Genomic DNA, 20,964 nt, shown 5'->3' on the forward strand with positions numbered 1-20,964 from the left:
GCCCGCGCGCCGCCCTCCGCCACCGGGCGGGGCGTTGTTTGTGCCCTCTTCTGCCGCTGCAGTGCTGCTGTCCACGCCGTCCCCCCGGAAGTTCCTACGCTTGGCGGTGTTATTGTCTTAGCCCTGAGCCTAGCGCAAGAGTTTGATTGGATAAGGTTTCCCCGTTTGCTGCCTCATTTTTGACCAGCAGTTCCACGGCAATCGAAGCCGCAATCGCTGCCGGCAGCTTGGACGAGACGCCCCCCGCCCCGACCGGGCAGACCATGGCGGCGACTGCCGCAGGGGCGAGGCCACGTTTGCCAAGCCGGCTGACAAATCGCGCCCGTTTGGTCGCGCTGCCGATCACGCCGACATAAGGAAATTTGCTAATCCCCAGCGCCACCGCCGCGATGTCCTCATCAAGCGCATGCGAATGCGTCATGATCAAAATAAAGGCATCATCAGGGGCCTTGTCCACCAGTTCTGCCGGCCGGTCATGGGCAATGCAGGTCAACTGCCCCGGCATCGCCCCCGGAAACATGTCCGCCCGGCTGTCGATCCAGGTTACCGTAAACGGCAGCGGTGCCAGAGCCAGAACCACCGCCCGGCCAACATGCCCGGCTCCGAACAGCCAGACGGGTCGTTCAAAAGCCCCGAACCATTCCAGTACACTTCCGTCTTCGGCCTGAACAAAGGCGGCGGAAGGGCCTGCGGCGTTCATCGCCGCGAGCTTGCGCTGCCCCGTGACGGGATCGCGCCTTGTGAGAAACCGTCCCCCCATCGCCTCGCGCTCAGCCAGGGCCGAAACATCGGCCAAGTCCTTGGCCGAAAAGGCTTCAATGGCGACTTCGACCCGCCCGCCGCAGCATTGGCCGAGGTCAGGCCCGAGCGAAACCCGCCGCAGGACAAGGTCACTCCGTCCATCTGCAATCGCCGCCCGGGCCCAGCGGATCGCCTCGAACTCGAGCGTTCCGCCTCCGATCGTGCCCGACAATCCGCCATCGGCCCGCACGATCATGCGGGCACCCACTTCCCGCGGCGCCGAGCCGGCCACCTCCGCCACCGTGACAAGGGCGCAGGCCCTGTCGCGGGCGAGGCAGTCGGCTATCCGGCGCCACAGGCTCATGCGGCCCCTCCTGACTTCATCGCCCGGACGGCCTTCAGGATGGCCTCCGGCGTAGCCGGCGCATCGAGCGGGGGAACATGTCCCGGCCGCAGCGAGGCAATGGCGTCGGTGATGGCGCAGAACACCGAGTTGGCGAGCATCACCGGCGGCTCGCCCACGGCCTTCGACCGGTAGATCGTCTCTTCCGGATTGCCCGGACTGTCGTAGAGCTCGACCTTGAAATGATCTGGAATGTCGGATGCCGTCGGGATCTTGTAGGTCGAGGGGGCGTGGGTGCGCAGGCGACCTTGACCGTCCCAGACAAGCTCTTCCGTGGTCAGCCAGCCCATCCCCTGAACAAAGCCGCCTTCGATCTGGCCAATGTCGATGGCCGGGTTGAGCGAACGGCCCACATCATGCAGGACATCCACCCGGTTCACGACCATTTCTCCTGTCATCGTATCGATGGTCACTTCACTCATCGCCGCACCATAAGCGAAATACAGGAATGGCCGGCCTGTTGCCGTCTCACGGTCCCAGGTGATCTTCGGGCTTGCATAGAACCCGGCATCCGACAGATGCACCCGCGCCTGATGCGCCGCCCGCGCCAGCTCGGCCAGCGAGACTTCACTTGTCCCGGCAAACACCCGGTTGTTGCGGAAGCTGACAGCCGCAGGCGGACAGCCATAGCGCTCGGCGGCAAAGGCCGTCAGCCTTTCGCGGATGGTGCGGGCCGCATTTCGGGCGGCCATGGCGTTGAGGTCAGTGCCGGAGGACGCGGCGGTCGGTCCCGTGTTTGGCACCTTGGCCGTGGTGGTGGCGGTGATCGCGACCTTGTCGAGCGTCACACCCAGCTCGTCGGCGACCACCTGCGCCACCTTCTGGTAGAGCCCCTGCCCCATCTCGGTGCCGCCATGGTTCAGATGCACTGAACCGTCGGTGTAGAGATGCACCAGCGCCCCGGCCTGGTTGAGATGCTTCAACGTGAAGGATATCCCGAACTTCACCGGCGTCAGGGCGAGGCCCTTCTTCAACACGTGGTTGCGGGCGTTGAAGGCGCGCACCTCGTGCCGCCGCTGCCAGTAGTCGGCGCGGTCCTCCAGCTGCTCCACGATGGAATGCAGCGTCTGCCATTCCTCAACTGGCATGCCGTACGGCGTCGTGTTGCGGCTGGCGTCATAGAAGTTGCGCTTGCGCACCTCGAGCGGATCGAGACCGAGCGTGATGGCGATGGCATCGATGATCCGCTCGGCCGCCAGCATGCCCTGCGGACCGCCAAAGCCCCGGAACGCCGTGTTCGAACAGGTATCGGTGCGCAGCCGCCGCGACCGGATCACCGCGTCCGGATAGAAATAGCTGCTGTCGGAGTGGAACATCGACCGGTCAATGACGCCCAGCGACAGGTCGGCGGAATAGCCGCAGCGCGCCAGCAGTGTCATGTCGACGGACTTGATCCGGCCGGTGTCATCATGGCCAACCGCCCAGTCGACGCGGAAATCATGCCGCTTGCCGGTCATGATCATGTCGTCATCCCGGTCGAGCCTGATCTTGCAAGGCTTGCCAGTGGCATTTGCGGCGAGCGCCGCAAGGCACGCCCACTGGTTCGCCTGGCTCTCCTTGCCGCCAAAGCCTCCGCCCATGCGGCGGATTTCAGCCGTGACCAGCGCATCCGGCAGCGCGAGAACCTTGGCCACCACATGCTGCACTTCGGTCGGATGCTGCGTGGACGTGTGCACCAGCATGGAGCGGTCTTCGCCTGGCAAGGCCATGGCGATCTGGCTTTCCAGATAGAAGTGCTCCTGGCCGCCGACGCGGAACGAGCCGGACTGCCGGCGTTCGGCTGCGGCAAGTCCGGCCTCCGGATCGCCCCTGCGGAACTGGTAGTCAGGCAGAACGGTCACATTTGCGGCTTCGGCGTCCTCCACCGTCATCACTGGAACCATGGCCTCGACGTCGATGCGCGCAAGGCGCGCCGCACGCCGCGCCGCGTCCCGCGTTGTCGCCACGACAGCAAAGACAACCTGGCCGTAAAACAGGATCTCGCCATCGGCCAGCACAGGATCGCCGCCGATGGACGGCGAACAGTCGTTGAGACCGGGCACGTCCTGCGCGGTCAGGACAGCGACCACGCCGGGCGCGCTGCGGACCGCATCAAGATCAACCGAGACAATCCGGCCCCGCACGGCCTGCCGCGCCCAACCCGGCACCACATGCAAAAGGCCCTGAGGCTCCACGAGATCATCGATGTAGAGCGCCGTGCCCGTGACGTGCTTTTCGGCGCTGTCATGCGGCAGCGACTTGTGCACATGGGTCAGGTCGGGTGTCACCAGGTGGCTGTCATGCGGCATGTTCATGGTCCTCACCGGACTGGTGCGCTGCACCGTTCAGGCGGATTGGCTCGCTTGCTCCGCTGGCTTCCATCAGTGCCTTGGCCAGCAGCGCCCGCGCGGCTTCCATGCGGTAATCCGCACTCGCCCGCATGTCGGTGATCGGGGTGTAGTCAGACGACAATTCGCGGATTGCCGGTCCCCAGGTGCTCGGATCATCAAGGCTTGCGCCGGTAAGCGCCGCCTCGGCGCCTGCAGCCCGCCGGGGTGTTGCCGCCATGCCGCCAAAGGCAATGCGCGCCTGCGTGATTTCAGCCCCTTCAACTGTGAAGCGGAAGGCGCCCATCACGGCGGAGATGTCCTGATCGAACCGCTTGGACACCTTGTAGCAGCGATAGAACTGGTTGGCCTCGGGCCGGGGAATATAGAGGCCTGTGACGAATTCGGCTGTGCCCCGGTCCTGCTTGCCGTAATCGAGGAAAAATTCCTCAAGCGGCAGGCTGCGCTGAGTATCCCCCTGCTGCAGTTCCAGTGTTGCCCCCATAGCGATCAGCGCAGGTGGCGTGTCGCCAATCGGCGAGCCATTTGCAATATTGCCGCCAATTGTGCCGGAAGCGCGCACTTGCTTGGATCCGATCCGCCGCAGCAATTCGGCAAGATCCGGCGCGAGCCGGCCCATCGCAGCCTCGGCGGTGGCATAGGTGACGGACGCCCCCAGGAACAGACCGGCGGTGGTTTCCTCGATCCGGTTGAGGCCAGCGACGCGGCCAAGATGAATGATCTTCGGCAGCGACTTGAGGCTCTTGGTGATCCACAGGCCGACATCGGTCGCACCAGCAACCAGCGTCGCATCCGGATGCTGGCCATAGATCGCCGCCAGACCTTCGACGGTCACGGGCGCGGCAAAGAAGCTCTCGGGCGTCCCGATGAAAATATCGCGGGAATCAGCGAGACGGCGGAGCGCCTCGCGGGTTTCGCCTGCGCGCCAGGCAAAGGCGTCATCAGCGGCCTCGAAACAGGACGACAGCGCCGCGTCGATGATCGGCCGATAGCCGGTGCAACGGCAGAGGTTGCCGGCTAGCCAGTCGGTGACCGCCTTGCGGCTCCTGGCCATGCCTTCCGCATGGTAGAGAGTGAAAAGGCTCATGATGAAGCCGGGCGTGCAGAAGCCGCACTGAGACCCGTGCAGGTCACGCATGGCCTTCTGCACCGGATGCAGCCGGCCTTCGCTGCTGAGATCCTCGACCGTCACCAGTTCGGCGCCATCGATCATGCCGAGCAGAAGGATGCAGGCATTGACGGGCTGATAGACCAGCTTGCCCGCAACCAGCCGGCCAAGTGCCACCGTGCAGGCGCCGCAATCCCCCTCACCGCAGCCTTCCTTCGTTCCGGTCGCCCTTTCGGTCAGGCGCAGATAGTCCAGAACGGTGTCCATCGGCCCGACATCGGCGAGTTCAATGACCTTTCCGGACCGGAGAAAGCGGATCGTATCGCGCATGGTTCAGCTGCCCCGATAGGTGGAATAGCCGTAAGGCGAGAGCAGCAAGGGCACATGGTAGTGGTCCTTGGCCGAGGAAATGCCAAAGCGGATCGGAATGATGTCAAGGAACAGCGGTTCGGTCAGGGCAGCGCCACTGGCCTTCAGATAGTCACCGGCGAAGAAGCGCAGCTCGTAAATGCCGGGGCCAAACTCGGCGCCTTCCAGGATCGCGCCATCGACGCGGCCATCCGAATTGGTCTCTACCCGGCGCAGGCGCGAGGGCTTTGGCTCAACGGCCCACAGCTCGATCACAAGCCCTGCTGCCGGACGGCCCAATGCCGTATCCAGCACGTGCGTCGTCAAACGCCCCATACTTCATTCTCCCTCTGGCGTCGTCCTGCGTTGCGCTTGGTGCGCGCCGTCTGTCGCGGCGGTTTGCCGCAGGGCAACCAACAGCAGGTTGCCGCAATTTCGACCTTGAACATAGAACCATTTGCGAAGCCAATCGATGCCTAAATGGCATCAATTGCCGGCAAGTGATCCTTCAACGTGATCAGGGCATGATCGAAAAACATGCCTGGCGCCAAGGCCAGCGCCCGCATCGACGACGTGACGATGGCAAAGCGGTCCTGCTGCAGCGGCGCATCGGTGAGCGGCCGGAACACAAGCGTGCCTGCCGCCAGATCCTTCTCCAGCCCGATTCGTGTCTGGAAACTGATGACCATGCCGCGCCGGGCCAGCGCCCGCATGAAGCTCAGGGAGTTTGCCTCGACATAGGTCCTGAGCGTGCCCGGGATCCGGGCCAGCGCCGCATCGAGGCGGGTGCGGAGCGACAGACCCCGCGCCGGCAAGGCAATCGGGTATCTGAGGCAATCGGCGAGGGTCAGGGGATCGCTCGTTGATGCCTCGTGATCAGGCGCCATCACGGCACCGATCGGCAGTTCATGGGCAAAGGCAATCGACAGCGCCGCATTGCGCGGCGGGTCAAAGGTGAAGCCGACATCGGCCTCGGCGGTCTCGACCAGATGCGCCGCCTGCTGGGCCGAGGTGACCGTCACGGCGACATGGATGCCGGGATAGGTCTTGCGAAACGAACCGATGATGTCCGGCAGAATGGTCTCGGCGAGGCTTTCCACCGTGGCAACCGAGACCGTGCCCCGGCGCAGCCCCTTGAGGGCATCGAGTTCAGCGACCGTGCCCTCAAAGTCGGAATAGGTGCGCCGCACATGGGCCAGCAGGACCTCGCCGGCCGGAGCCAGGCGCAGGCCACGCCCGACCCGTTCGAACAGGGCAAGATCCAGCGCTTCCTCAAGCCACAGGATCTGCCGGTTCACCGCCGACGAGGCGACATTCAGCTCGCGCGCGGCCGCGCGGATCGAACCGAGTTCGGCGACGGCTGCAAAATAGCGCATGGCCGGAGCATACAGGCTGCGCGACCGGTCTCCCCCCTGCGCCATCCCGGTCAGCCGGGCAGCAGAACGGTGGTGCCGGTGGTCCGGCGTCCTTCCAGATCGGCATGGGCGAGCGCTGCGTCGGCCAGTGCGTATTCCTGATTGATGCCGATGGTCACGACGCCCCGCGACACCACATCGAACAGGTCTCCGGCGGTTTCCTCCAGATCCGCGCGGGCCGCGATGTAGCTGAACAGCGTCGGACGGGTTGCAAACAGCGACCCCTTCTGCGCGAGGAGACCGAGGTTGAAGTCGGCAATCGGGCCGGATGACTGGCCAAAGGAAACCCAGAGGCCACGCGGCTTCAGGCAGTCAAGCGAGCCCGGATAGGTATCGCGCCCGACCGAATCATAGACCACATCGCAGCCCTTGCCGCCGGTGATGTCCTTCACCCGGGCGACAAAGTTTTCGCGGTTGTAGTTGATGACATGGGCGTAGCCATGCGCGCGCGCCAGCTCTGCCTTGTCATCCGAGCCAACCGTGCCGATGACCGTGGCCCCCAGATGGGCGGCCCATTGTCCGGCGATGAGGCCGACGCCTCCGGCAGCCGCGTGGAACAGCAGTGTGGTCTGCGGTCCGACGCGGAAGGTGCTGCGCAAAAGGTAGCGGGCGGTCATGCCTTTCAGCATCATGCCGGCCGCCGTGCGGTCATCAATGGCATCGGGCAGGCGCACCAGCCGGTCTGCCGGAACCACCCGTTCCTGCGCATAGGCGCCAAGTGGGCCGACATAGGCAACGCGGTCGCCAGGTGCCACATGGGTCACGCCCTCCCCGGTCGCCACCACGACGCCGGCGCCCTCGTTGCCCGGAATGAAGGGCAGACCGTTCGGTGCCGGATAGAGGCCGGAGCGGAAGTAGGTGTCGATGAAGTTCAGGCCGATGGCGGTATGCCGGATCAGCGCCTCGCCGGCGCCCGGGGCGGCGACACTCACCTTTTCATAGGTCAGAACATCCGGACCACCCGTCCGATGAACGAGGATTGCCATGGTCATGCGCCGGTCTCCCGAAAAAAGGAAAAGCTCGTGTCAGTGCTGCGACAGGTTGGCCTTGCGGCGGCGCGCCTTGGCCAGGACGTTGATGATCTCGACCATCGCCGAGAAGGCCATCGCGAAATAGATGTAGCCGCGCGGGATGTGGAAGCCGAGGCCGTCGGCAATCAGGGCGACGCCGATCAGCATCAGGAACGACAGCGCCAGCATCTTGGTCGTCGGGTGGGCTTCAATGAAGCGCGAGATGGTTCCGGAGGCCGCGTACATGACGGCCATGGCGATGACCACGGCGGCGACCATGACGCCGATCTGCTGCGCCATGCCGATGGCGGTGATGATCGAATCGACCGAGAACACCATGTCGATGACGATGATCTGCGCGATCACCGCGGCAAAGGTCGCGGCGACCGGCGCCTTGCCGGCCTCTTCCTCATGCTCGATGCCCTTGTGGATCTCGTGCGTTGCCTTGAACAGCAGGAACAGGCCGCCCGCGATCAGGATCAGGTCGCGCCAGGAGAAGCCGTGATCGGCGATGGTGAAAATCGGCGCAGTCAGGCCCACCAGCAGGGTCAGCACTGAAAGAAGCGCGATGCGGAAAATGAGTGCCAGGCCAAGGCCGATCTGACGGGCCTTTTTCGCCTGCTCCGCCGGGAGCCTCGCCACCAGCACCGAGATGAAGACGATGTTGTCGATGCCGAGGACCACTTCCATCACGGTCAAGGTGAGGAGACTGGCCCAGATCTGCGGATCCGCCATCCATTCAAGCATCGATCAACTCCCTGCTCAGAAATAGCGCTCCAGCGCCTGATGCAGGGCAGATACTGTCAGAAGATACAGGCTGGACAAGGCGAAAATGACCGCTTGCGGTTCGGTGAGGCTCATCTCGTTGAACAGGCCAACGCCGGCGATCACCAGCCAGGCAATGGTCATGGCCAGGGTCAGCGGACGCCAGCGCTTGACGCGGACCGGATGGACGAAGCGGACCGGCATGAAGGTGAAGACGCAGCAGGCCAGCACGACGGCAATCGTGAAGCCCTGGCTCGGCGACAGGAGCATCAGGCCGAAGACGACCATGTTCCAGCAGGCCGGGAAGCCCTTGAACGCCTTGTCGTGGGTCTTCATGCCGTTATCGGCAAAATACAGCGCGCCGGTGAAGACGACGAGCCCGCCACAGATCCAGTTCCAGGGCTGGTCCAGCATCGGGCTGGCGGACAGGGCGAAGGCCGGGAGGAAGACATAGGTGGCGTAATCGATGACGAAGTCGAGCGAGGCGCCCGACCATCGCGGCAGGCGCTCGGCAATGTTGAACCGGCGTGCCAGCGGGCCATCGATGCCGTCAACCACCAGGGCAAGACCAAGCCAGGCGAACATTTCCTGCCAGTTGCCGCGCGCCCCGGCGAGCAGCGCAATCAAGGCGATCGGCGCGCCGGAGGCAGTCAGAATGTGGATCAGGAACAGCGCCGGTTCAGCTCTGTGCTTGTCAGGAGTGATATCGGTCACGACGGTTCGTCTTCCATTCATCCGGCCACTTGCCCCGCGCGCGTCGGGCGAAAGCACCCGACGGACCCAGGGCAGCGCGGCACTCCGCGCGGCAATTCAGCAACAGGCTCACCAGGCGACAGGCTTGGCATACGGCAACAGGGCCAGGGAGCGGGACCAATGCCCGTCACACGGCAGTCCCGCAGACCGCCGGAACGGCTGCAGGCTTCGCATTATTTCAATTTCATGACGTGTTGAACAGTCCCTTCACGGGGAAAACACAATCGGGCGTTTTCGGAAGGGAAGTCAGTCCCGGTGCGTCAGCTCAGGGCACCGGTCGCCAGGGCCAGGAGCAGCGCTCCCCAGACGACGAATACAACGCCGATTGCCTTGTAAAGCCATAGGCTTGGGACGTTCTTCTCAACGACCATCAGCACGCCGAGCACGGCGACCCAGACAATGTTCATCACGCCAACGGCAAACATCACCGTCATCATTGCCCAGCAGCAGCCAAAGCAGGCCAATCCCTGAACGGCCCCCTCTCGCACCAGCGACATCGCCGAACCGTCCGGGCCAATGCTCTGCCAGCGCGGCACCCAGCAGCGCGACAGGCAGGCCATTTTCGCCGGCGTGAACTGATAGACACCGGCAGCCAGCAATGTCGTGCCCGCCAGCACCAGGCTCACTGGCGCCATCATCGGCGACAGCAAACCGGCGCGGGACAGAACAAGCTGAACGACCGTGGCCAGGATCGCGTATCCGGCCCAGATGATCAGATAGCCCGACGCCAGCAGGGCCGTAGTCAGGACGAGACGACGATGCGGCCAGCGGGCCGCGTGGGCCAGGAACACCGGCAAGGCGCTTGGCAGCATCATCGCCAGTGTCATCATCAGCCACATGAGCAGGACCAAACCGGCATCTCCTGCCAGACTGGTGCCATCCGGCATGCCGAAGGTGGCGACCGACCCGGGCAGGCACAGCACGGCAAGCGCGGCGCGGGCCTCGGCCGGCAGACCTGCAAACATGTTGAAACTGTTGAGAAGTCCCATGCCGGGACCGGCTTCGGTCATATCCATGACTGGCACCATGGCGACGACCATTGCCACGAGATAAACCCAGCCGGCGAGCGCCAGAACGGCAACCAGCAGGCTGACGATCCAGCGGTCGCGCCGCGTGGCTTCAGCCACCGTGGACGGGCGCTCGGGTCGGACGGTCAACGGCTGGTCGGACATGGGTTCTCGGTGAGCCTCTTGCGGCGGGTGACTTGGACTGGCTGACGGGCGTTGCATCACCGGCGTGATCATACGCCCCGCAGGATGCCAGTTCTAGCCGACAAGCCGAAGGAGCGCTTTGCGTCAGGTCAAGGCCTGGACGGGCTCGGGCGGGCAATCTGTCCCAGGGGCCAGGGCTTGCAAATCGCGGCGGACACTCCATTCTCCCGCTCAACACCATGCCTGAAAGGTCCAGATGCGATGAACACTGTGGCGGATCGCGATCCCCTGTCTTCCCCCCGGCCCGAGCAGGACGTCGTCGTGATCGGGGCTGGCCCCTCGGGCATGACCGCTGCCATCCTTCTGGCCCGCCGTGGCCTTCGCACGACGCTGGTTGCCCCCGCCGTCAACCGGGAAGACGGACGCACCACGGCCCTGCTGCAGGCCTCGGTCAACCTTCTGGACGAACTTGGTCTCTGGCAGGACATCGCCCCGCGCGCCGCGGCCCTCGCCCACATGCGGCTGATCGACGACACCGGCCGGCTGATCCGCGCCCCGGAAGTCACCTTCGATGCCAGCGAACTGCAGCTTGAGGCCTTCGGCTACAACGTCCTGAACAAGGACCTGAACGGCATTCTGGAAACGGCAGCGGGGAAGGAGCCCAACCTGACCTTCGTCAAGGCCAAGGTGGAGCGGGTCATCCCCGCAGCCGATCAGGTCAGCATCCACCTCGACGACGGAGCCGTGCTGACGGCAGCGCTTGTGGTCGGGGCGGACGGGCGCAACTCGGTCGTGCGTTCGGCGGCAGGGATCGACGTCCGGCAATGGTCCTATCCGCAGCAGGCTCTGGTCCTCAATCTGGAACATGACCGCCCGCACCAGTCGATTTCGACCGAGTTCCACACGCCGACCGGCCCTTTCACGCTCGTACCGCTGCCGGGACGGATGTCGTCGCTGGTCTGCGTGGTGACGCCGGAAACCGCGCAGCATCTCAAGGCCTACACAGACGATGCGCTGGCGCTCGAGCTGGAACGGCGCGCGCATTCGATCCTGGGCAAGTTCCGGATCGCGAGCGAGCGGCAGGTTTATCCCTTGTCCGGGCTGATCGCCCGGTCCGTCGCCGCGCGCCGCTGCGCCCTGGTCGGCGAAGCGGCCCATGTCTTCCCGCCGATTGGTGCCCAGGGTCTCAATCTCGGCCTGCGCGATGTGGCTGATCTTGGCGACGTGTTGCGCGGCGCAAAGGAGCGGGGCGAGGACATCGGCAGCGACCTTACACTGGCGCGGTACGAGTCCGCTCGCCGCGTCGACATCCAGACGCGAACCACGGCTGTGGACCTTCTCAACCGGTCACTGCTCACCGATCTGTTGCCTGTCCAGGCCGTGCGCAGTCTCGGGCTCTATGCCGCTGGCCGGGTCGGACCGCTGCGCCGGATCCTGATGCGCGAAGGCATCACGCCCGTCGCCGGGCGGCCGCGTCTGTTTTCACGCCTCGCCCGCCGCTGAATGCCAGACCATCAGACGGCTGGCGTCAGCCAGCCGTTGGTGATGGCATAGATGAAGCCGGTGACCGTGAGGACCGAGACCATGGTGCCGATCATGACAAGGCTCGACGCCCGGTTCATGTAGACCTGATACTGCTGGGCAATGACGAACACATTCGTCGCCGGCGGCAGGCAAGCCATCAGAACGGCCGTGGCAATCCACACTGGATCGAAGCCACCAATCCAGTTCAAGAGCAGGAACACCAGCACCGGGTGCAGCACCAGCTTGACGGCCAGCAGGGCCGGCAGCTCGAGCGGAATGCGCCCAATCGGGCGCTGCGCCACGGTCACACCCATGGCAAACAGCGCACAGGGAGCTGCCGTACCACTCAGGAACTTCAGCATCGTGTCCAGACCCTGCGGCGGCTTGAAACCGATGAACGCCGCGCCGACCCCGGCAATGGTCGCCAGGATGAAGGGATGGGTGAAGACCCGGACCACGACCTTCCACAAGGTCCGCGTCAGCGGTTCCTTGTCGGAGCCTGACATGGCCATCATCAGCGGCGCCAGAATGAACATCAGCGTGTTGTCAAAGCACAGCACGAAGGCCGTCGGAACCGTCGCCGCCGGTCCCAGCACGGCCATGGTGAGGCCTGGCCCCATGTAGCCGATGTTTGAATAGGACCCGCCAATCGCCATGATCGTGGATTCGGCGATGTTGCCGCGCGTCGCCAGAACGCCAATGCAGAAGGAAACGGCAAAGACCGTATAGGTGACAAAGGTCGTGGCCGTCACATAGCTGAGATCAGTCAGCTGCTCGACCGGCGTTTCCGACAACAGGCGGAAGAACAGCGCCGGAAGCGCGACATAGATGATGAAGAAATTCATCCAGGCCATGCCGGAGGGCGGAATGTCCTTGATCTTGCCGGCCGCAAAACCAAGGAAGATCAATCCGAAAAACGGGAAGGCGAGCGAAATGACGTCTTGCATGACTGTTCCGGACTGCGCCGCCGGGAGGTAACCCGCTTGCATGGCGATCAGGGCGTTGCTATCAGGCCTAGCCTGTTCCAACCGGACGGTCAATGAACCCGGACCATCGCGCGCCCATCGCTGCCAGGGTCCCAAGACGGATAGCCCCAGACATGCGCCCCTCCCTCCCCCGTCTGTTGACTGCGGTGGCGGCTCGGCTCGAGTGGATGGCCCTTGTCAGCGTGGTCTGGTTGTTCCGTCTGGTTCCGGTCGATGCCGCCTCTGCGGCAATGGGCTGGCTCTGGCGCGTGTTTGCACCGTTCAACGCCCGGCACAAGCGGGCACTGCGGCACCTCGAAGCGGCCATGCCCGAGCTCACCGCCCATGAGCGCCAGCGGATCGTCCGGGGCATGTGGGACAATCTCGGACGTGTGGCGGCGGAGACCTTCCAGACGGATCGTCTGCTGCACCAGCGTACAAGGTTCGAGATCGACATCGACGCGGTCACTGAGGAGCTGTTCGCAGCCAAGGGCGGATGCGTCTTTGTTTCGCTGCACAGCGGCAACTGGGAACTCTGCGTCGCGCCAGCGGTCTGGCAGGGCGTGCCGATCACCGGTGTCTATCAGGCGCTGAAAAACCCCCATTCCGACGCGGTCCTGCGAGGCTTGCGCGAAGAGCTCTATGCCGGCGGCCTCTATTCCAAGGGTCATCAGACGGCCCGCAAGCTGGTCTCGATCCTGCGTCAAGGCGGGGCCGTCGCGATCATGTCGGATCTGCGCGAACGGCGCGGGCTGGTTGTGCCCTTCTTCGGCCAGCAGGCTTACGCGACACCGGTGCCAGTCAGCCTTGCCCGTGCCTGCAACGTGCCGATCATCATGGGCCGCACCGTGCGGCTCGACGGCGTGCGGTTTCGCATCGAGGGACGCGGGCTGATCCTGCCGCGCACCGACGACAAGGACGCCGACATTCAGGCCGGGACCGAGGCTGTCCACGCGCAGTTCGAGGCCTGGATCCGCGAATATCCCGAGCAGTGGATGTGGATCCATCGCAAGTGGTCCGCCTGAACGCCGGACGCGAAGAGCACATCGCCGTCACCATGCACCTGCGCCTTTCGGTCAATGGTTGCGGCGCAGCAAACACGCTATAGCGGCAGGGACATCTTGTTCTGACGGAGGGATCCGACATGAAGACCCCGCGTGCCTTCTACGCTCCGCTTGCCATCGGCGCTCCCGCCCCGTACCGCGACCTGCCGGTCCGCCTCGAGCGGATGATCCATTTCGTTCCGCCGCATATCGAGAAGATGCGGGCCAAGGTGCCGGACCTGATCAATCAGGTCGACGTGATCCTCGGCAATCTCGAGGACGCGATTCCGGCCGATGCAAAGGTCGCCGCTCGCCAAGGCTTCATCGACATGGCCCGGGCCAATGACTTCGGCAAGACCGGTCTGTGGACCCGGGTGAACTGCCTCAACAGCCCCTGGTTCCTCGATGACCTTCTGGAGATAGTCCCGGCCGTTGGCGACAAGCTCGACGTGGTGATGCTGCCCAAGGTCGAGGGGCCCTGGGACATCCACTATCTGGACCAGTTGTTGGCCCAGCTCGAGGCAAAGGCAGGGCTGACCCGCCCGATCCTGATCCACGCCATCCTGGAGACGGCCGAAGGCGTGAAGAACGTCGAAGCCATCGCCACCGCCTCGCCGCGCATGCATGGCATGAGCCTTGGGCCGGCCGATCTTGCTGCATCGCGCGGCATGAAGACGACACGCGTCGGCGGCGGCCATCCGGATTACGCCGTGCTTGCAGACGCCGGCAGCGACGGTGCGCCACGCACGGCCTACCAGCAGGACCTGTGGCATTACACCGTCGGCAAGATGGTTGATGCCTGCCTTTCGGCCGGATTGAAGCCGTTCTATGGCCCGTTCGGTGACTTCTCGGATGCGGCCGCCTGCGAGGCCCAGTTCCGCAATGCCTTCCTGATGGGATGCCTGGGGGCCTGGTCGCTGCATCCCACCCAGATCGACATCGCCAAGCGGGTGTTCTCGCCCGACCCGGCGGAAGTTGCTTTCGCCCGCAAGATCCTCGATGCCATGCCCGATGGCACGGGCGCGGTGATGATCGACGGCAAGATGCAGGATGACGCCACCTGGAAACAGGCCAAGGTGATCGTCGACCTGGCGCGGGTTGTCGCAGCACGCGACCCGATTCTTGCCGAGGTTTACGGTCTTTAGACAGTTGACTATTATGGTGTAAAAGGTCGCCCGTCGCCGGGCTTCAGCTGCCTCCCGCAAACCGAAGCAGCATCGGCGGCGCGGCCCTGTGCACGGTGACTGTCATGCGTACTGCCAAATTCAAGATCGGACAGGTCGTTCGCCACCGGGTCTATCCCTTCCGGGGGGTGATTTTCGATGTCGATCCGACATTTTCCAACACCGAGGAATGGTGGAACGCCATTCCGGAGGATGTGCGGCCCTCGCGCGATCAGCCCTATTACCATCTGCTCGCCGAAAACGCGGAGACGGAATATGTCGCCTATGTTTCGGAGCAAAATCTCGTTCCGGACATGACCGGCGAACCTCTGCGCCATCCGCAGCTTGACGAGATCTTCGTGGAGACCTCGGACGGGTCCTATGTGCCCCGGTCCGTTGGCTTGCACTGACGCGGCGCTCTCAAGGTCCTCTTCAAAGCAAAAACGCCGCATCTGCTGATGCGGCGTTTTGCGTTTCCGGGGAGCCGGAGAACTGCAATCAGTTGCCGGTCGTCGTCTGCTGCTTGTCGATGAGCTTCTGGCGAGCCTCGTCGGCGCGGCGCTGAAGTTCGCTCTGCAGCTGTTCCTGCTTCTTCTGGATCTCCGCAACGTCCATCGGCGCGCCTTCATAGACCTTGGTGAAGCCCGACAGGGTCAGTTCCAGCGGAACCGGCTTGGCCTGCTGGTTCAGCGTGGTCAGGACCAGCTTGGTGCCCTTCTTCATCTGCGCGATGAAGGCTTCGTCGATGACGAGTTCGGAGTAGCAGGCGTTCGGGAAGCAGATGCCGTACTTGGCTTCGGTCTGCTTGCCGGCATCGACCTGCACGCGCAGGCCCGGCTGGATCAGCATGCCGGTCGGGACGGCGATCAGCAGCGTCTTGCGCGCCTCACCGCCGATTTCACGCACGGCGACCGACGACAGGAACTGGCCGGTTGCGGTCCGCAGTTCCTGGGTGATGAGGCAGATTTCCTTGTTCACGTTCGGGTCGGTGTTGCAGACCTTGACCCACGGGGACTCCGGCTCGGCCGTCTGGGCGCTGACACCAGCAACGGAACCAAGCACGGCGAATGCCGCGACCGCACAGCCCGCCATACCCTGCTTAAAAAAACTCATCATCAGAAACCATCCTCGATTGTGCGTTCGCTGTCCCGAGGGCCACTCTCGAACTCATTTGTCCGCGCAGCCGTGTGCCGCGGCCCGGTCCAAAGACCGATCAGGCCAAGCCCCTCCCTGGATCCCCCGATGACCGACGATTACGGCAACAGGGTGACCCGAAATGCGCGGGCCCATGTTTAACCACATCGCCCGCGAATTTCCAGCACTGGAAAGTGCCAAAACAGCAGCAGTGCGCAGGTCATGTGTTAACATCGGCACGCGAGAATCAAGGAGGCTCTAGCGGGTCCATGACCGAAATCCTGCAAAATGCCCGGGCCGCGCGCCTGTCCGTTACGCGCCGTCGGCTACTTGCCGCAGCAATCCCACCGCTTCTGCTGCTGCCGTTTGGCACATCCTTGTTCTGTGGCACGTCGCTGGCCGAGGTCCGTGACCCCGAGGTTCCGGCGGTCCATGCCATCTCCATGCATGGCAGTCCGGCGCTGCCGAGCGGCTTCAGCCATTTCCCGTATGCAAATCCGGATGCGCCGAAGGGCGGCATTTTGACGCTTGGCGTCCAGGGCACCTTCGACAGCCTCAATTCCTTCATCGTCCAGGGCGGCTTCACCAGCGCGCGCGGCATGAAGGAACGTCAGTTCGGCGAGAACATCACCGAAAGCCTGATGATGCGGAACAATGGCGAGGCCTTCTCGCTCTACGCGCATCTGGCCGAATTCGTGCGGATGCCGGACAGCCGCGAGTGGATCGAGTTCACGCTGAACCCGAAGGCCAAGTTCTCCGATGGCACGCCGTTCACGGTCGAGGACGTCATCTTCTCGCTGCAGATCATGCGCGACAAGGGCCGCCCGCCATTCCGCAACTGGTACGCCGAGATCGCCAATTTCGAGGTCATGGGCGAGCGCACCGTGCGCCTGACCTTCAAGAACGGCAACAACCGCGAACTGCCGCTGCTCATCGCGCTGGCGCCGATGTTCTCCAAGAAGGCGACGGACGCGGAGACTTTCGACAAGTCCACCCTGAAGCCGCCGCTCGGCACCGGTCCCTATGTCTTTGCGGAAATCGTGCCCGGCCGCCGCGTCGTGTACCGGCGCAATCCGGACTATTGGGCCAAGGACCTGCCGCAGAAGCGCGGCTTTGACAATTTCGACGAGATTCGCGTCGAGTATTTCCGCGACGAGACATCGCTACAGGAAGCCTTCCGCAAGGGCGTGATCGACGTGCTGCCGTTCGGCAACCCGACGCGCTGGGTCAACGGGTTCGACTTCCCGGCGGCCAAGGAAGGCAAGGTCATCCGCAAGGAGATCGTCAAGGGCACGCCCGCAAACATGCAGGGCATGGCCTTCAACACCCGCCGCCCGGTCTTCGCCGACCGCAAGGTGCGCCAGGCACTGTCGATGCTGTTCGACTTCGAATGGGTCAACCGGAACCTTTACTCCGACCTCTACCAGCGCACCGCGGGCTACTGGGATAATTCCGAGCTGTCGTCGATCGGGCGGCCGGCGGATGCGCGCGAACGCGAGCTTCTGGCCGCCTTCCCGAATGTCGTGACGCCCGAAGTGCTTGAAGGCACCTGGCGGCCGGCGCAGACGGACGGGTCTGGCCGCGACCGTGCCGTGCTGAAGGCCGCGCTGGCGCTGCTGCAGGACGCCGGGATGACGCTCAAGGACCGCGTGCTTGTTGATGCAGCCGGCCAGCCGGTCACCTTCGAGATCATGACCAAGAACGAGGACGAGGAAAAGCTCGCCCTTGCCTACACGCGCGGGCTCGACCTGATCGGCATCAAGGGCAGCGTGCGGACGGTGGATCCGTCGCAGTTCGAAGAGCGCCGAATCAAGTTCGACTTCGACATGGTGTTCTACACCTGGGCCGCATCGCTCTCGCCAGGTGGCGAGCAGGTCGGCCGCTGGTCGCAGAAGGCTGCGGATACCCCGGGCTCGCTCAACATCACGGGCGCGAAAGAGCCGGCCATCGATGCCGTGATCGAGGCGATGGTGGCCGCGCGCAGCCGCGAGGACTTCATCTCGGCGGTCCGGGCTCTCGACCGCGTTCTGGTTTCCGGCGCTTACGCCGTACCGCTGTTCAACACACCTGAGGAATGGCTGGGGCAATGGACACGCGTCGCCTCACCCAAGACCTTCCCGCTCTACGGCTACGAGTTCCCGACCTGGTGGTCGGAGAAGCCCGGCAACTGATCCAGAGGATCGCCTGATCATGATCACGACGCCAGCCGAAACCATCGAGCGCCACAGGCAGACCCAGGCCTGGGGCCGGGTCACGCTCGATGGCCTGTTCCGCAAGGCAGCCGAAGCCAACCCGGACCGTCTCGCCATGGTGGACGCACCCGACCGGGCGGAGTGGACCGGCGGCGCGCCGCGCAGCCTGACCTATGCCGAGGCCGAGGCCGAGATCGACCGCCTGGCCGGTTTCTTTGCGGCTGTCGGGCTGGCGACGGATCATATCATCGGCATGCATGCCCCCAACACGGTCGATGCCGTCATCGCGTTTCTGGCCTCCCTGAGAGCCGGTCTGATCGCGAGCCCCCTGCCGCTGCACTGGCGGCAGAAGGACGTGCTGGAGGCCATGAACCGGCTTGGCGCCAAGGGTCTGGTCGCAGCTGACCGGCTGGAAACCCGGGACACCGGATTTGCCGCGCGCGACGTGGCTGCGGAACTGTTCAGCCTGCGCTTCGTGTTCGGGCTGGGTAAGGATGTGCCGGACGGCCTGATCGACCTTGGGCCGATGCTGGCGGAGATGGGCGACGGCCTGACAGCACCAGCCCTCAACCGCAGCGAGGCTGCGGACCACACCGCAACAATCACCTGGTCGCGCAATGGCATGGCGGCAACGCCTGTCACCCGCAGCCACAACCAGTGGATTGCCGCCGGTTTCATGCCCTACCTGGAAACAGGGATCGAGGATGGCGCGCAGCTGATCGTGCCCTATGCGCTCAGCGGTTTGACCGGACTTGGCGCTGGGCTCGTGCCCTGGCTTCTGAGCTGCGGCACGTTGCACCTGCATCATCCGACCGCCCTGTCCCGACTGGCCGCGCAGGCGGAAGCCGTGAAGGCGGACTACGTTCTTCTGCCCGGCCCGCTCGCTGAAGCACTGGACGCTAAACTTTCCCGCAAGAGCACGACGCTGGTTGCCTGCTGGAGCATCTCGGCTCCCCAGGCTGCAACCTTCGTACCGAAGCATCAGCTGGTCGACCTGCATGTCGCGGACGAATACGCGATGGTGGCGCGGCTGCGGGGCAAGTCGGCGCGCATCCTGCCTGTTCCGGTCGGCCAGATTTCTGTGCCGTCGCACAGTGACAGCGGCCCGGATCTGCTGGAGATCAAGGTCGACGATTCGGAGGATGGCAGGCCTGCGCGGCTTCTCGTTCGCGGCCCGATGGTCCCCGACAGGGGATGGAAATCCGGCGGAGGCGCCGACGAGGGACCTGCAACCGACAAGGCCGGATTTCTTCGCACAGGCATTTCGGTTCGGCTGACCGAGGGCGGTCTTGCCGGATTCGGCATTCCGGGTGAGTACGCTCCGGGCGTGGGCGACCTCAAGGGCATCGACAGGGTGTTCTCGGCCTATCCGGAAGTCAGCGAAGCTGCAGCGTTTCTCGTTGAGGATCCGACGCTCGGCGCAAGGCTTTACGCCGCTCTGGTCGCCAAGCCCGGCTCGGCACCGGATGGCAAGGCGTTCTTCGCCTATCTGGATACCGAGCGCGTCGACCTTGCCAAGATCCCGACGCGGGTGCTGATGCTCTCCGCCCTGCCCCGCAACGAGGATGGCAGCGTTGACCGTGTGCGCCTGGCCTTGCGGGTGCAACGCCTCGCGCAGCAGGTGGCCTGAGCCATGCACGGCCCGGATTGGGAAGGCGACAGTGCGCTTGTGTGGCAGGGCCCGATCTGGCGCATGGGGGGCCCGAAGGGCGCGTCCATGCCGGGTTGGCCGGATGATGTCGATCTTGGAAGCTCAACGGCAAATGCCAACCGCATCCCCGCAGCAGTTCTCCTGCATCTCGACGATCCCGCCGCACGCTTCGGCCTGGCCATGGCGCTGGCAGACATCGGGCGGCTAAGGGCTGAAGTCCCGATCATCGCGCTGACACGCTCCGGGTCTTCCTTGCCAGATCCGTTGCCACGCGCCCATGCCCTAGTGGACGCGAGCATTCCCTCAGATGCGCTGTTCCGGATGATCTGTTCGCTGCAGAGGGCGATCCTGCGGACCGAAGAGGCCAGACTGCGCCGCATGGTCTTCGGCAGGGTTCCCCGTTTTGGTGCAGCACCGCATCACTCGGGCGGCTCCGGTCTGCTGGTCATCGGGCTCGGCAGCCGGTTCATGGACCTGTTCGATGCCAGGGCGCGCAATGTGACCCTGGTGGGCGCGCTGACGGCAGACATGGGCGAAACCTATCTGAGCCAGCGCGCTTTCGATGCGGTCATTCTCGACACGCCCGCCGATGATGCGGCCGACATCATCGAACGGCTCCGGCGCGATGCAAGGTTTGCGCGGGTTCCAGTTCTGGTGATCGCCGAACAGGACAAGGATCTGGATGCACTTTTCCGGGCCGGCGCCAATGATGTTCTGGGCAGCGAACTCGGCAAGCGTCAGCTCGCGGCACGACTGGCTTCCGCGATTCGCCTCGGCCGCCGACGCCGCCTTGCGGACAGGGTTCTGGCCGAAAGCCGGGTCTGGCTGTTGCAGGAGGCAGGCCGCGGCGGACTTCCGGTCGACAAGTATGATCGCTATCTCGCAGGATGCCGCGCGCTGTGCACACCGCGTGGTCTGGTTCTGAGCGAGCTGCACCTGATGCCGAAGATCGAGACGCCGTTGCTGCCATCCGCAGCGCTCTCTGGCGACATGACCGGTGCGATCCTGTCGGTTGCTGACGCGACCAGCCGCGAGGAAGATCTCGTCTGCGCCGTGCGGGGTCTTGGGCCTGTCGCTGTCCTGAAAGGCGAGCAAGGCGGCCCGCTGCTGCAACGGCGGATCGCTGCAATCCTGGGGCAGACAACGCTTTAGGCCATCCGTCGACAACCACTGGTCTTCTGCGCTTTGCCACCTACTTGCACCTATACGCAAGGGTAACTAGTCTTGGGCGAAAGTTGAACCCGGCTGCCATCAGGCGGCTTGCGGGCTCT

General features: G+C 64.4%; 18 protein-coding genes. 7 read left to right on the top strand and 11 right to left on the bottom strand.

Annotated features, from left to right (window positions below):
* Positions 1 to 109 precede the first annotated feature (109 nt).
* The 9 genes from xdhC to OVA12_RS15685 form a co-directional block, all read right to left on the bottom strand.
* Complete coding sequence (gene xdhC / locus OVA12_RS15645; RefSeq protein ID WP_268138935.1) at positions 110 to 1,105, bottom strand: xanthine dehydrogenase accessory protein XdhC; 996 nt, start codon at positions 1,103 to 1,105, stop codon at positions 110 to 112.
* Complete coding sequence (gene xdhB, locus OVA12_RS15650) at positions 1,102 to 3,432, bottom strand: xanthine dehydrogenase molybdopterin binding subunit (RefSeq protein ID WP_268138937.1); 2,331 nt, start codon at positions 3,430 to 3,432, stop codon at positions 1,102 to 1,104. Before xdhB ends, xdhC begins: the two co-directional genes overlap by 4 nt.
* A complete protein-coding gene (gene xdhA / locus OVA12_RS15655; protein ID WP_268138939.1) occupies positions 3,422 to 4,909 on the bottom strand; it encodes a xanthine dehydrogenase small subunit in 1,488 nt (495 codons plus the stop codon). The genes xdhB and xdhA overlap by 11 nt, the downstream gene beginning before the upstream one ends.
* Positions 4,910 to 4,912: 3 nt before the next feature.
* Positions 4,913 to 5,263: a hydroxyisourate hydrolase gene (uraH, locus tag OVA12_RS15660; RefSeq protein ID WP_268138941.1), complete on the bottom strand. Its 351-nt coding sequence runs from the start codon at positions 5,261 to 5,263 to the stop codon at positions 4,913 to 4,915.
* Positions 5,264 to 5,403: 140 nt separating this feature from the next.
* Complete coding sequence (locus OVA12_RS15665) at positions 5,404 to 6,303, bottom strand: LysR family transcriptional regulator (RefSeq protein WP_268138943.1); 900 nt, start codon at positions 6,301 to 6,303, stop codon at positions 5,404 to 5,406.
* Between the two features lie 50 nt (positions 6,304 to 6,353).
* Entirely contained in the window at positions 6,354 to 7,334 is a 981-nt protein-coding gene (locus OVA12_RS15670) for a quinone oxidoreductase family protein (RefSeq protein ID WP_268138944.1), read from the bottom strand.
* Positions 7,335 to 7,367: 33 nt separating this feature from the next.
* Entirely contained in the window at positions 7,368 to 8,099 is a 732-nt protein-coding gene (locus OVA12_RS15675) for a TerC family protein (protein WP_268138945.1), read from the bottom strand.
* A gap of 15 nt (positions 8,100 to 8,114) precedes the next feature.
* Positions 8,115 to 8,831 (bottom strand): CDP-alcohol phosphatidyltransferase family protein, encoded by a 717-nt coding sequence (locus OVA12_RS15680; RefSeq protein WP_268138946.1) that lies wholly within the window; start codon positions 8,829 to 8,831, stop codon positions 8,115 to 8,117.
* A 299-nt stretch (positions 8,832 to 9,130) separates the two neighbouring features.
* Entirely contained in the window at positions 9,131 to 10,042 is a 912-nt protein-coding gene (locus OVA12_RS15685; RefSeq protein ID WP_268138947.1) for a DUF2182 domain-containing protein, read from the bottom strand.
* A 240-nt stretch (positions 10,043 to 10,282) separates the two neighbouring features.
* Between OVA12_RS15685 and OVA12_RS15690 the strand changes: the two genes are divergently transcribed.
* The gene (locus OVA12_RS15690; RefSeq protein WP_268138948.1) at positions 10,283 to 11,524 is read left to right on the top strand and encodes a UbiH/UbiF family hydroxylase; all 1,242 of its coding nucleotides are present in this window, start codon (positions 10,283 to 10,285) and stop codon (positions 11,522 to 11,524) included.
* Positions 11,525 to 11,535: 11 nt separating this feature from the next.
* Here the strand turns inward: OVA12_RS15690 and OVA12_RS15695 are convergent, their stop codons facing one another.
* The gene (locus tag OVA12_RS15695; protein ID WP_268138949.1) at positions 11,536 to 12,492 is read right to left on the bottom strand and encodes an AEC family transporter; all 957 of its coding nucleotides are present in this window, start codon (positions 12,490 to 12,492) and stop codon (positions 11,536 to 11,538) included.
* Positions 12,493 to 12,644: 152 nt separating this feature from the next.
* Here OVA12_RS15695 and OVA12_RS15700 point away from each other — a divergent pair, with 152 nt between their 5' ends.
* The 3 genes from OVA12_RS15700 to hspQ all read left to right on the top strand — a co-directional run bounded on the left by OVA12_RS15700 (position 12,645) and on the right by hspQ (position 15,126).
* The gene (locus OVA12_RS15700; protein ID WP_268138950.1) at positions 12,645 to 13,535 is read left to right on the top strand and encodes a lysophospholipid acyltransferase family protein; all 891 of its coding nucleotides are present in this window, start codon (positions 12,645 to 12,647) and stop codon (positions 13,533 to 13,535) included.
* A 119-nt stretch (positions 13,536 to 13,654) separates the two neighbouring features.
* Positions 13,655 to 14,698 carry an HpcH/HpaI aldolase/citrate lyase family protein gene (locus OVA12_RS15705; protein ID WP_268138951.1) on the top strand — a complete coding sequence of 348 codons (1,044 nt, stop codon included), beginning with the start codon at positions 13,655 to 13,657 and terminating at the stop codon, positions 14,696 to 14,698.
* Positions 14,699 to 14,802: 104 nt separating this feature from the next.
* Positions 14,803 to 15,126, top strand: coding sequence for a heat shock protein HspQ (gene hspQ, locus OVA12_RS15710; RefSeq protein WP_268138952.1), 324 nt, complete (start codon positions 14,803 to 14,805; stop codon positions 15,124 to 15,126).
* Between the two features lie 88 nt (positions 15,127 to 15,214).
* Here the strand turns inward: hspQ and OVA12_RS15715 are convergent, their stop codons facing one another.
* Positions 15,215 to 15,832, bottom strand: a complete 618-nt coding sequence (locus OVA12_RS15715) for an invasion associated locus B family protein (RefSeq protein ID WP_268138954.1) — start codon at positions 15,830 to 15,832, stop codon at positions 15,215 to 15,217.
* A 287-nt stretch (positions 15,833 to 16,119) separates the two neighbouring features.
* On the opposite strand from OVA12_RS15715, the gene OVA12_RS15720 reads away from it, so the two are divergent.
* Genes OVA12_RS15720 through OVA12_RS15730 form a run of 3 tightly spaced genes read left to right on the top strand, consistent with a single transcriptional unit; the run spans position 16,120 to position 20,845 of the window.
* Positions 16,120 to 18,021, top strand: coding sequence for an extracellular solute-binding protein (locus OVA12_RS15720; RefSeq protein ID WP_268138956.1), 1,902 nt, complete (start codon positions 16,120 to 16,122; stop codon positions 18,019 to 18,021).
* 19 nt (positions 18,022 to 18,040) lie between these two features.
* Positions 18,041 to 19,672, top strand: a complete 1,632-nt coding sequence (locus OVA12_RS15725) for an AMP-binding protein (protein WP_268138958.1) — start codon at positions 18,041 to 18,043, stop codon at positions 19,670 to 19,672.
* A 3-nt stretch (positions 19,673 to 19,675) separates the two neighbouring features.
* On the top strand, positions 19,676 to 20,845 hold the full coding sequence (locus tag OVA12_RS15730) for a response regulator (protein WP_268138960.1): 1,170 nt from the start codon (positions 19,676 to 19,678) through the stop codon (positions 20,843 to 20,845).
* Positions 20,846 to 20,964: the final 119 nt, after the last annotated feature.

This window comes from Pannonibacter sp. SL95 (assembly GCF_026672425.1).
In the GTDB taxonomy this organism is placed as follows: domain Bacteria; phylum Pseudomonadota; class Alphaproteobacteria; order Rhizobiales; family Stappiaceae; genus Pannonibacter.